The sequence below is a fragment of the Pseudobutyrivibrio ruminis HUN009 genome, assembly GCF_000703005.1.
In the GTDB taxonomy this organism is placed as follows: Bacteria; Bacillota; Clostridia; order Lachnospirales; family Lachnospiraceae; genus Pseudobutyrivibrio; species Pseudobutyrivibrio ruminis_A.
Map to the genome: position 1 here is coordinate 1,003,630 of NZ_JNLH01000001.1, position 12,602 is coordinate 1,016,231.

The 12,602-nt window shown below is 32.5% G+C and carries 12 protein-coding genes; all 12 read left to right on the top strand.

The window, feature by feature from the left end:
* The first annotated feature begins 180 nt into the window (after nt 1-180).
* The 12 genes from BO15_RS0104510 (at nt 181) to BO15_RS0104565 (ending at nt 12,599) form a co-directional block, all read left to right on the top strand.
* Nucleotides 181-1,488 (top strand): ATP-binding protein, encoded by a 1,308-nt coding sequence (locus BO15_RS0104510; RefSeq protein WP_033152784.1) that lies wholly within the window; start codon nt 181-183, stop codon nt 1,486-1,488.
* A 60-nt stretch (nt 1,489-1,548) separates the two neighbouring features.
* The gene (locus BO15_RS0104515; RefSeq protein WP_033152787.1) at nt 1,549-2,736 is read left to right on the top strand and encodes a hypothetical protein; all 1,188 of its coding nucleotides are present in this window, start codon (nt 1,549-1,551) and stop codon (nt 2,734-2,736) included.
* 64 nt (nt 2,737-2,800) lie between these two features.
* A complete protein-coding gene (locus tag BO15_RS0104520; protein ID WP_033152789.1) occupies nt 2,801-3,058 on the top strand; it encodes a hypothetical protein in 258 nt (85 codons plus the stop codon).
* A complete protein-coding gene (locus BO15_RS0104525; protein WP_081828555.1) occupies nt 3,055-3,438 on the top strand; it encodes a nucleotidyltransferase domain-containing protein in 384 nt (127 codons plus the stop codon). The genes BO15_RS0104520 and BO15_RS0104525 overlap by 4 nt, the downstream gene beginning before the upstream one ends.
* 51 nt (nt 3,439-3,489) lie before the next feature.
* A complete protein-coding gene (locus BO15_RS0104530) occupies nt 3,490-4,125 on the top strand; it encodes a hypothetical protein (RefSeq protein WP_033152792.1) in 636 nt (211 codons plus the stop codon).
* Nucleotides 4,126-4,532: 407 nt separating this feature from the next.
* On the top strand, nt 4,533-5,471 hold the full coding sequence (locus BO15_RS0104535) for an SDR family NAD(P)-dependent oxidoreductase (protein ID WP_033152794.1): 939 nt from the start codon (nt 4,533-4,535) through the stop codon (nt 5,469-5,471).
* On the top strand, nt 5,459-6,634 hold the full coding sequence (locus tag BO15_RS13070) for a glycosyltransferase (protein ID WP_052169768.1): 1,176 nt from the start codon (nt 5,459-5,461) through the stop codon (nt 6,632-6,634). Before BO15_RS0104535 ends, BO15_RS13070 begins: the two co-directional genes overlap by 13 nt.
* Complete coding sequence (locus BO15_RS0104545) at nt 6,618-7,790, top strand: radical SAM protein (protein ID WP_033152796.1); 1,173 nt, start codon at nt 6,618-6,620, stop codon at nt 7,788-7,790. The genes BO15_RS13070 and BO15_RS0104545 overlap by 17 nt, the downstream gene beginning before the upstream one ends.
* Nucleotides 7,777-8,895, top strand: a complete 1,119-nt coding sequence (locus BO15_RS0104550) for a hypothetical protein (protein WP_157752317.1) — start codon at nt 7,777-7,779, stop codon at nt 8,893-8,895. Before BO15_RS0104545 ends, BO15_RS0104550 begins: the two co-directional genes overlap by 14 nt.
* A complete protein-coding gene (locus tag BO15_RS0104555; protein ID WP_033152800.1) occupies nt 8,896-10,152 on the top strand; it encodes a radical SAM protein in 1,257 nt (418 codons plus the stop codon). It begins immediately after the preceding gene.
* A 16-nt stretch (nt 10,153-10,168) separates the two neighbouring features.
* Nucleotides 10,169-11,404 carry a glycosyltransferase gene (locus tag BO15_RS13075; protein ID WP_052169769.1) on the top strand — a complete coding sequence of 412 codons (1,236 nt, stop codon included), beginning with the start codon at nt 10,169-10,171 and terminating at the stop codon, nt 11,402-11,404.
* Nucleotides 11,405-11,408: 4 nt separating this feature from the next.
* Nucleotides 11,409-12,599: a radical SAM protein gene (locus BO15_RS0104565; protein WP_033152802.1), complete on the top strand. Its 1,191-nt coding sequence runs from the start codon at nt 11,409-11,411 to the stop codon at nt 12,597-12,599.
* Nucleotides 12,600-12,602: the final 3 nt, after the last annotated feature.

Here is a 12,602-nt window from a genome sequence, read left to right on the forward strand (position 1 = left end):
AAGGAAATTATAAAAACCGAAAACACTAAAACAAAAAGCCGAAAACACTAAAACAAAAATGCCGAAAACACTAAAACAAAAGTGCCGAAATTACTAAAATAAAAATGCCGAAATTACTAAAATGAAATTGAATACGTCTGATAACAATGGTAAAATATGTGTATAAGGAGCATATGAAATATGGAATATATTAGACGAATAATAGATGACGAACTAGATGTAAGGGCTATGGCATTTAACGCAATAAATATAGTCGGCCCTAAGGGGTGCGGAAAAACTCGTACAGCGCAAGAACGTTGTGAAACTGTAATTGAATTTCAGGATGAAGATAAAAGAGAAGCTTATTTATCTGTAGCTGAAACAAATCCTTCGTTATTGTTAAAAAATAATAAGCCTATTCTATTTGACGAATGGCAAGATGCGCCTAAAATATGGGGTTCTATTAGAAAAAATTGTGATGATAATCCAGAATCGGTAGGAGAATACTTTTTGACTGGTTCAACAAGTAAAAGAGTAGATACACCGCATACGGGAACTGGAAGAATATCAGAGATAACAATGTATCCAATGACACTTTTTGAATTAGGAGAGTCAAATGGCTTAGTATCAATAACTAAAATTATTGAAGACGATAGTTATGACATAGATGGACAATTAAATAATACATCATTAGAAAAACTGTTTACGGTAGCTTGTAGGGGAGGATGGCCTAGATGTTTAGCTTTGAGCAATGAAAAGGCTAAACTGAAAATTGCAAAAGATTATTTTAATCAAATATATACCAAGGATGCATCAAACATTGATGGAATAAAGAGGAATCCAGAATGGATGAGAACGTTGATTTGGTCTTACGCTAGAAATATGGCAACAACAGCAAAAAAGACAAGTATTTTTGCAGATGTAAAGGCAACACAAGAAATTACAGATGCTACGTTATTCTCCTATGTTGAAGTGCTAGAAAAGCTATATGTAATTAAAGATATAGATGCATGGACACCTCAGATAAGGTCAAAAACAGCAATAAGAGCGGCTAAGAAACATATTTTTTTAGATCAATCGATAGCACTTGCAGCACTCGGAATAGCACCTGATTATTTTAATAACGATTTAGATTTATTTGGTCATGTTTTAGAGAATATGGTTTTAAGAGATTTACTTAGCTATGCTGAAGTCCATGATGCTCATGTAAAACACTATACTGACGATACAGGATTAGAGGCTGATGCTATATATGAATTAGCAGATGGCAGATACGCGCTTATAGAAGTTAAAACAGGGGCAAATCAAATTGATGCAGCAGAGAAATCGTTGTTAAAATTCAGAGATGTTATTAGAACGCACAACGAAAAAGCATTAGAAAATGAAAAACATCCAAAACCGGTGTACCGTGAGCCATCAGCTTTGATAGTAATCTGCGCTAATGCACCAATGGCATATACTACCAAGAATGGGGTTAAAGTGGTGCCTTATGGGTGTTTGAGGGATTAAGTTGATATAAAATTATTGAATTTAAGAGAATAAATAATTCCTGAACGAGGATTTGTAAAAATGTGGCCAAATAAACCATTTGATGAAGATATAAATATTGTAAAAAATATAAAGATTGAAAATACCGGAGTAAATCATGATGTAAGTGTAAAATCAAGCGGGTTGCATTATAAAGATTTAGAAATATATGCTGAAAACTATTTTTATGTAGCAAATATAATTGCCGATTATATTTTAATTGAAACTAGTGACATAAGCATTTTGGATACAATGGTATTCCCTATGGCTTTTTCATTCAGGCATGCGTTAGAACTATTGATGAAATCAATTATATTAACGAATTCACACGATTCTAATAATTGTACAATAAATGCAGGACATGATTTACTTGCATTGTTTGAATTAGTAAAAAAAACAGTATGTTTTTCAAAAGATGATGAAATATGGCTTACAAAGTTTTTTGAGGAGTTGCATCGAAACGATAAAGAGTCCGACCTATTTCGGTATCCATTCATGATGAATAAAGATATGAGGATTCTGTTTGGAGAAGAATATACTTTTGGTTTTGAAAATAGAGTAGATTTAGATTTGAATAGATTAATAGAAAAATTTAGATATGCATTTATTGGCTTACAATCAAAAGGATTAAACATATATAAGAAACCAAATAATCCTACATTATTAGAGGAAGGCGGCACCTGTTATGAAAAAGCTGTTTTAGGAAGATTTAGAGACAAGTTCAGTGAATACATTGAGGGTTATTATAGATGTGGAGTCATGATTCGCCACAAAATAGAAAATAGAGAAATAGATAAAAAAGCTTTTTTTCCGATGGTATACTTCTATAGAGTAGCTCTTGAAATTATATTAAAAAAAATAATCTATGACAATAATTTTATAGAGAATGATGAAAAATACAAAATATTAAATGAAAGAAAACACAATATAAGTAAATTGTGGGAAAAAATTAAAGATTGGTATTATTTATATGATCCGGCTAATAAAGAGGCTAAAATATACTTCGAGGATATTAGTATTGTGATTGATACTATCGAAAGAATTGATTGTACATCAAGCAAATATAGATACCCTTTTGATATGAAAATGAAAACGTACTTTTCGCAAAAGAGAAATACAACTTATACGATTGAAAATACTGCTAAAGTTTATGAAAGTCTAATTTATACATTACATAGTTTAGATGGCTTTTTTAACGATATATATATGAAAGACACAGAGTGCCCATAGTTGAAAATAGCATATGTTTTTGAATGTAATATAAGAGTCATCGCTGGTTTTGGAGGATTTAGATATGATGTATCCATTTTTAACATTAACAGATGAAACCGAAATAACATATTCTGAGATGAAGTCAGATGGTACAGTCAAAGTGTATATAGAAACACCTGATGAGCATGATGGATTTCATAATGCGGTTTGTTGGTTACCGAAATATCGTTGGGAAGACATACATGGATATTTAGATGAGGAAATTGAGGGATATAAAGGGCTGCTAAAGAATAATGTTAATTTGATTATGGAACTCTCAAAGAAAGATTGTGATGTATGACATTATTCCAAAGAAATAGAGAGAAATATGAAGAGAGTAGAGCAGATGTGGAAGTAAATGTAATACTAGCAAACTACATAGAGATAATAAAGCAGATATATGGTTCAAAGCTCGAGAAGATAATGCTTTTTGGTTCATATGCAAGAGGGGATAAAAAAATCGGATCTGATATTGATATTATGATACTTGTAAATATCAGTGATATTGAAGCTAAGGCATTTCAAAAGAAGCTGTTTGATGAAACATATGACTTCAACATATATAATGATGTAGAGATAAATCCTATGACACATAGTAAGGAACTATTTTATAAATGGGTGGACAATTATCCGTTCTTCAACAGCGTTGAAAAAGAGGGAGTAGTACTCTATGAAAGTTAGTGAATGTTAGTGTCTAGACATAAATTAAGCAGATAAAGGGATGGTTGGACTATGTTTATCAATAATAAAACTTTTTTTAATAGCAGCCTTGAAACAGATGAGGCAGCAGATATATTAAAAAGATTTCAAGAAGCGGTTTTGATAAATGATAGTATATCTGCAAAGGAAAACTTGGATTTAATAAAGGAAAATACAAAGCTAAGATTAGAGGAAAACTATATAGAACCTGCTAAAAGCAGACTCATGCCGTCAACAGATGAAAGATGTGCTGTTAATACTTCATTTCTACTTATGACAATTAATTGCATATTAATTGAATTATATTATGAGCTCGTAAATGGGCTTGATTTGTCGAATCAAGATGGAGGAAAGGTTAAAGATGCATATATTTATGTATTAAAATTAATAGATAAAGATATCACAGATGAGCGTGCAACCATATTTTACAAAGGAATTCGCTGTGGCATAATGCATCAAGGTCAAACAACTGCGAGTACAGCATTAGTACTTGATAAAGATTTGTGTGGTAATTATTATCCTATAATAGATGAAAATGGAGAGTTTTATATATCCGATGTCCAAGAAGTTTTCCGACAGATAAAAAAATTATATGAGAAATATTGGAGGAAGATTGCAAGCAAAAACTACGATTCACAAGAGGTAAAAAATCTTGTAAAAAAAATATGAATATATTATCAGGAATAATAAAGATTATGCGGACTAAAGTTTATGTGGAGAAGACCGATGTATGCAGAACATACTGAGATGAAAAAATCCTTGTGACAATTCTGTGTCCACACTCGATATTTATTGAATAACCCTACTATATTCAATATAATTAATACATGATGATAAATCCGTGGAGTAAATCTAGCCACGGATGGGGAAGCTAGGCTAATTTAAAACTGAATGCTTGGTGGGAGTAATGGTAATATGGTAATAATTCAAGGGCTTCGCACCTAGTGGTGCGGGGCCTTTTTTATTAAAGGAATGTGGCATAATTGCCGATATATAGTTAATCGTATTAAATTAGTACTAATTACCAAGAAGATAAACTATTGAGTGTATGCTAAAAATAGAGGAGGAATTATTTAATGAAAGCTTTAGTTACTGGTGGATCAGGGTTTATTGGTTCAAATCTTGTAAAATTATTATTGGAAGAGGGGCATGATGTTAGAGTATTAGATAACCTTTCGTCAGGTCATATTGAAAACATCGCATCATATATAGCGAACAATGATATTGAATTTGTAGCAGGAGATGTGAGAGATGCAGATATGGTTGCGAGAGCAACTGAAAATATAGATGTTGTTTACCATATGGCCGCTTCTGTGGGAAGACAGCGTTCAATAGATAATCCGGCACTAGATTCAACTATTAATCTAGTTGGTACTGTGAATGTTCTTGAAGGAATGAGAAAAAACAATGTTGGGAAAATAGTATATTCATCATCAGCGGCAATTTTTGGAGAATTAAAAGAGCCTTCTATTGATGAAAATCATGTACAAAATGCAGACTCTCCATATGGGGTTAGTAAATTAGCTGCGGAAAAGATGATTCTTTCGTATTCGGGTATACATAATATTACAGGAATATGTTTAAGATATTTTAATATATATGGAAATAACCAGAGATATGACGCATATGGAAATGTTATTCCTATTTTTGCGAAACGTATATATGATAATGAAAAATTGACAATATACGGAGATGGTGAGCAGACAAGAGATTTTGTAAACGTTTCTGATGTTGCTAGAGCTAATTACATTTCGTCTATTAAATGTAATGAGACAGATGTGTTTAATTTGGGAAGTGGGTCAAGCATAACAATAAATAAGCTCGCAGAAATGTTGCAAGAGATAGCAGGAATAAAAGTTGGAGTTGATTACAAGCCAGAACGAGTTGGTGATGTTAAACATTGCAAGGCTGATGCTTCAAAGATAGAACGAAAAATAGGATTTAAAGTTGAAAAAGAGCTGGAAGAAGGCCTTGTAGAATATATGAGATGGTATCATGACATATGTGTGAAGTAGATAATAAAGATAAAGTTTCAATAATTATTCCTGTATATAATGGTTCGAATTATGTGTGTCAGGCTGTTGATAGTGCGTTGAAACAGACTTATAAGAATATTGAAATCATTGTTGTAAATGATGGGTCGTCAGATGGGGGGATGACGAGGGACTGCCTAAAAAATTATGGATCGAAGATAATATATATTGAAAAAGAAAATGGTGGTGTAGCGTCAGCATTAAATACTGGCATAAAAAAAATGACTGGTGAATATTTCACTTGGCTTTCGCATGATGATTTATTTGATGAATCGAAAATCGAAAAGCAGATGAGGGCTGTAAAAAATAGTGGAGATGAAATGAAAATATCTGCTATGAATTATGAATTTTTTGATGAAGATACCAGGCAAAGCGTTGCGTCAGAGTTTGAAAAGTATTTTCCTATTGAAAAAATAGAGAATTCTATATTTTTGTTGTTATGGGGAGAATTGCATTTTAGTAGTTTATTATTCCACAAAAAACATTTTGAAAGAATAGGATTGTTCAATGAAAAACTAATGACTGCTCAGGATAATGATTTTATTTTTAGGTTGTTAAGAGGGCAAAATATATGCTTTGTAAAAGATGTAGGAAGCTATGTCAGATTGCACTCTTTGGCGGGTACAGCAACAAATAAGGAAACAGTTAATAGGGAAAATAAAAAGTTCTATGAGTGGATTTTAACTCAGCTTAGTGATGAAGAATTAGCGAGTCTTAGTGGTAATAAAACAAAGACCATTAATAAGATAAGGGGGATTATCCGGGGCTTGGGGCCTGTGACTGATGAATTAGAAAACGTAGAAAAGCCAATTGAAACAAACATATTGTTAGTGGGAGCTGGGGCTTATGGTCGAAGATTAAATTATGAACTGCTAAAGAACGGTTTTAAACCTATGTTTTTTTTAGACAATGACTATAAAAAAGATGGAAAGTCTATAGATGGAATCATATGCAAAAAATTTGAAATAGAAAATATACCTGAAAAAGCGATGGTGGTTATAACTAATAAATTTTATAAACCATTTGTTGTGCAGCTTGAGAGTATGGGAATAAAGAATTATTACTTAAAAATAAATATTGATAGCGCTATATTTAACGACACGTTTGAAGAATGTTTGAGGTTGTCTGATGAAATGGAAGAATAAGGGGCATGAGTTTGATGCTCAGTACGAAAATATAAAAAGAATTCAAAAAGTATATCTCTTTGGAGCAGGACACGATGGAAAGATGGTATTAGATGTTCTTAGTAATCGATATAAAGGGATAGAAATAAAGGGGTTCATTGATAATGAAAAATCCTTGTGGGGTAAAAAAATTAATGGTGCTAATGTTTTTTCTCCTAATGAGATAGAATTTAAAAATGATACTGGAATCATCATTAGTTTTGCCTCTGAGTTTATAGATTCTATTGATAAGCAAGTATCTAATATGGGCTTTGAAATCGGAAAAAATGCGTGGCATTTCGAACAGTTCATTTCTATATATGCGGCTTATGAGCATGATGAAGTGTTTTTCTCATCAATTTGTATCTTACCGACAGACGCATGCAATCTGAGGTGTAAGGCATGTCTTAATTTCACAAATTATATTAAAAATTTTACATTCCGCTCAATAGATAAGTTGAAAGCGGAAATAGATTTATATTTTAAATATATTGACTACACTGGATTATTCTTTATTTCTGGTGGCGAGCCTTTTTTGTACCCAGATTTACCAGAATTAATTTCATACATTAATGAAAACTATAGAGGAAAAATGTATGAGTTTGGAATTGTTACTAATGGGACAATAAAGCCTTCTCACGCTCTGTTGGATACATTAAAGAATGCAAAAATAAGAATAACATTCGATGATTATAGAGATTCGATTCCAGACAAAGAAAATAATATTACATCGAATTTACAGATACTTAATGAGCTAGACAAAGGAGAAGATTTAATAGTTCGTAAGTATGATGAATGGATAAGTTTGTTCCCACATCCTGTTGGTTGCTGGGATGAAGATAAACTAATAGAAAGATATGATAAATGTCACTGCCCATGGCAAGAATATCGTGATGGCGGGTTCTATTCATGCAATTATGCAGCATTTGCATATAATGCTGAAAAGGGTGTGCCGGATATGGAAAACGAATTTTATTCGTTGAAGAATTATACGCCTCAGAAGAAAAAGGAATTAGTAGAATTTAGGCTGGGGTATACAGAAAAAGGGTACGTAGAGTTTTGTAAGAAGTGTGCAGGTTATATGGAACTTAATCCATATAAAGTGAAGGCAGCAGAACAGGAAAATGATGAAAGATAAAAACGTATACATTCAAACACAAGCTGTATGTAAGGATGAAGAAGGAAACTTTTGGTTTACATCTAATTCGTTTAACGCGTTATTCTTTTTAAGTGTAAAAACATTAAAAATTGAATATGTTACATCATTTGATGAGACGGATAATTACTCCGGCTCACTTTATACGAGAGCATATTATTATAAAGGAAAGATATTATTGATTCCTTGCGTTGCCGAACATATTGCTATTTATGATATAGCTAAGAAATCAATAAGGTATGTTTATATAGAGAAGGAATACATATCATATAATTGCACAATGCTTGAGGAAGGAAAACTGCTGATGTTTCCAGCTGTCTTATTAGGGTATGCTTGGTTTTTTTCTTTTGAGCAAGAGAAAATAGTTAAGATACCAGTTCAAATGAATTGCCAAAAAGACGTGATTGTGCATAATTCAATAGATTTTTTGGGAACGGGAAAAAAGGGGGATAATTGTTTATATGTTACACCGGGATATTCGCAATTGGCATATTTTAATATCAAAACCTTCAAATTAACAATTGAGAAGGTGGAAGGTATTGAGAAGCTTTTCGCTACATATGGTACAAATACATTTGATGCTTGCAAAGTGCTATCTGCTTCAGATAATAAAGTAATAATTATTGATGAATATGATAATAAACAAGTGGAACTTCCGTATAAATATAGAACTACTATTATTCCACAATATGGATCTATGGCATATACAAGGATTGTACATGTTGAAAAAGCGGGGGATATTGTTATACCGGTTAGAGGTAATCAAATAAGAATCATAGAAAATAATAAAACACTAGGTGTTATCGATTGGAATAATATTCATGGATTATCAAAAAATGCGCAGCCTTTTGTAGATGTTTTAGAAAGTAATAATAAAGTGTTTTTTTTCCCATACGAGTGTGACACATTGCTAATATATGATATAGAAAAAAATGACTTCAAGTATATTGATTTCCGACTTTCGTATGAAGAGTATCACCAAATAATAACAGAGTTTGAGGATTCGAAAGATTCAGCTTTTCAAAGGACTGAAATTAAGGATACTTTGGATCTTGCGTGGTTTATTGATTATGTGAGGAGGATGTGAATGGCTAGAAAAACTGTCATTTATGGTGCTGGTAAAAATGCAAATGTAGCATATGAAAAGTGCATCAAAGAGGGGGAAGATGTAATTGCGTTTTGCGATTCAGACATTCTTAAGCATGGTAAAGAAATTAAGAATTTGCCGATCATTTCAAAGGAAAAATTAAAAAGTCTAGGTGATGATATCTATGTTTATATTTCTCCAGCTAGCCCGATTAAAGAAGAAATTGAAGGACAAATAATACAAGAAGGTATTGTTGATAGGGAGCGCATAATTAACAGGTCAATGAATGAGGTGTATATAAGTTGCCCATCGTTGGAAAACGTAGCGATTATTACAAATGAAGGTATATATTCTTGCTGTTCATTAGATAATATAAGAAATTCTGCTCCATACGTAAATTGGAAGTCTTCTTTAGAGGAAACTGTGGATGCGTTTATACAGCAGAGAGATACCATAATTAGAGAATTACAGGATAAGAAAACGAGAAATGCGTGTACAGATTGTCCTGCTCTAAGCAAAGCTCGATGGTCAACGGAGCGACGCATAAGAGTGTTGGCATTATCATTGAGTTATCCATGCCAATTAAAATGCTCATATTGTGAGCTTCTTAGCAATGGAAAAAATGCAGTTTATAACCCGAAGGAAATAGAGAAAGCAAAATCTATTGATATCGAAAAGTTAATGGCATTATTAGAAAAAAGAGGAGGATTTGATCCATCAGAACCAATACAATTATCTGGTGGAGAAATAACATTAGCACCTAATAAGAAAAAATTTCTTAGCACAGTTTCAAAATATCCTCTTCAAGTTTTCACTAATGCAATTATCTATGACGAGGATGTGTCAAGAGCTGTCAAAAAAGATTGCAGTAGTTATTTAAATGTTAGTATTGATGCGGGGACAGCGGATACATATATAAAAGTTAAGGGAGTAGATGCTTTTGAACAAGTGGTAAGTACATTAGCGCATTATTCGAATGATGGAATACAAATATTATTAAAATATATTTTACTTTCAGATAATTGCACGCAAGAAGACTATGATGGATTTATTGAAATAGCCAAAAGCAATAATACAAAAGAGGTGTATATTTCTTGTGATATAACTTCAAAAACTGATATGTTGCCACAAGAAGTGATTGATGGAGCAGTTTTTTTAGCAAAACGTTGTATCGACGAAAATATTCCTTACACGATACTTCCTTATTTTGGAGAAAGAAATTTAAAATACATAACAGAACAACTAGATATTAGATAATGATGGAGGTAAGAATATGCAAGAACCCTTAGTGTCGATTATTATTCCAGTTTATAACGGAACAAATTATATGCGAGAAGCGATTGATAGTGCGTTAGCACAGACATATGAAAATTGTGAGGTGATAGTAGTAAACGATGGATCGACTGATGGAGGTGCGACTGCAGAAGTAGCAAGGTCGTATGGAGATAGAATCAGATATTTTGAAAAAGAAAATGGTGGAGTAGCAACTGCGGTCAATTATGGAATAGAACAAATGCGAGGAGAATACTTTGCTTGGCTATCACATGATGATGTGTTCTATGATAATAAAATTGAGCTACAGATGAAGGCTATACTAGATAGTGGAAATGAAAAAGCTATTTGTCATGGAAATTTTGACTTTTTGGATATGGAGTCAAATACGACAACTCATGTTAATTGGCTTACAGTTCATGATAAGTTAGAGATGGAAAATAGTTGTTTTGCGCCTGTATTTTTGGCAATTCATGGAAGTACAGTTTTGCTTCATAGAAGTCATTTTGAACGAGTTGGAAAATATAGGACAGATCTACTGGCGACACAAGATAGTGAATTTTTGTTTAGAGTGATGCGAGGACAAAAGTCAGTTTTTGTTGAAGAGCCATTAATTATTGGCCGCCTCCATAGAGAGCAGGGGCAGCGTACAATGGCCTGCCATAAAGAGGAATATAATCAAATGTTTAAGGATTTCTGCGAAGAATTAACAACAGAAGAAAAAACTGATTTTTGTGGTAGTGTATTAAATTTTAATTATAACCTATATACCCTGTTAAAAACGTGCAAACCGGCAGATAGTATCCTTTTATATTTGAAAAAGCTTATTGTTAAAGAGCGGTTAAATTATAAAAAAAATGATGCTGCAATAAGCATGTGGAAAGAGTTGTTGGGGCATACAATGCCGGAGAACTCAGTAGTTTATATATTTGGCGCTGGTGGATATGGAAATATGATGCTGGAGAAGCTTAGGGCTTATGGATTTGAACCAGCAGGATTTATTGATAATGATGTTGCAAAACAAGGGACAATCATCTCAGGTTTGTCATGTAAGGCGCTACAAGAAATAGATGGAGCAATGGATCGAAACATTGTCATTATTGCAATGGCACAACATATTGAAGAAATAAGAGAACAATTAATAGAATATGGTGTGCAAAATATTTTGACATACAACGAGGTTAATCATTATTTGTTCAGACTATTTCCGGTTAATGAGAGTATTTGGGAGGAATAAAGCAATGAAATGGAATAATAAGAGCCATGAATTTGACAGTATTGGAAGATTTTTAGCAAGTGTAAAACATGTATATTTTTACGGGATCGGAGGCCATTTAAAAGAAATATGGGAATGTATAGAATGTGGACGGGAGTGGTTCTCGGATATAAGTTTTTCTTTTGTGGATAGGAATGAAAATCTTCAATCTGTGGGTTTTTGTGGACAACGAATTATATCTCCTAGAGAGCTATATGAGGCGCTAGATAAAGAAAATGATAGATATTTGGTGGTTGCATGTCCTTTGGGAAAGACAGGAGATGAGATTAGGGATTTGTTGATTGCGAATGGAGTAAAAGAAGATAAAATTGCTATGGGCTTTGATTTTCTATTTACACTAATTCCAATATATTTCCTATACAAGTATGACAAAGTATTTTTTACATCACAAAATATCGTCCCATCTAGCGCATGTAATTTAAATTGCAGGGAGTGTCTTAATTTTAATCCTTATATAAAAAAGCCTGTAGTGTATTCGTTGGAGAATGTAAAGAAAGATATAGATGTATTTTTTAATGCTGTTGATTTAATATGGAGATTTCAAGTAACTGGTGGAGAGCCACTCTTATATCCTTATTTTAAAGAAGTATTAGAGTATATAGATGATAATTATCGTGATAGAATTTTTAGATTGGAAACTGTTACGAACGGCACAATTATTCCGAATGATGAAATATGTGAATTTTTAGCAAAGCGTAAAATATTTGTGTTTTTAGATGATTACACGCTTTCGTTACAAAATGAACACAAAAAGATACGAAAAGATATCGAAAGAAAGTTTGAAAGTTTTGGTGTTAGATACTTAAATAATTATGTTGATCGTTGGTTTAAGATTTATCCTGGAACAAAAAAGCAATCCGAAGAAGAGCTGATGGATTTTTTTAATAGTTGTGCTAATCCATATTCAACAATTGAAAATGGAAAGATTTCAGCATGTAATTATATGTTATATGCTGAAAAAGCTGGATTATTGGAAGGATGTAAAGATGATTATTATGATTTGACGGATTATGATGTGAGTAAAAAGAAAGAATTAATAGAGTTTAGACTGCGCCATAATAATAAAGGATATACATCGTTTTGCAATCAATGTGCCGGTTACTATTTAATAAATGAAAATTGGTACTATCCTGCGATACAGGTGGAGAAGAGGTAGTAG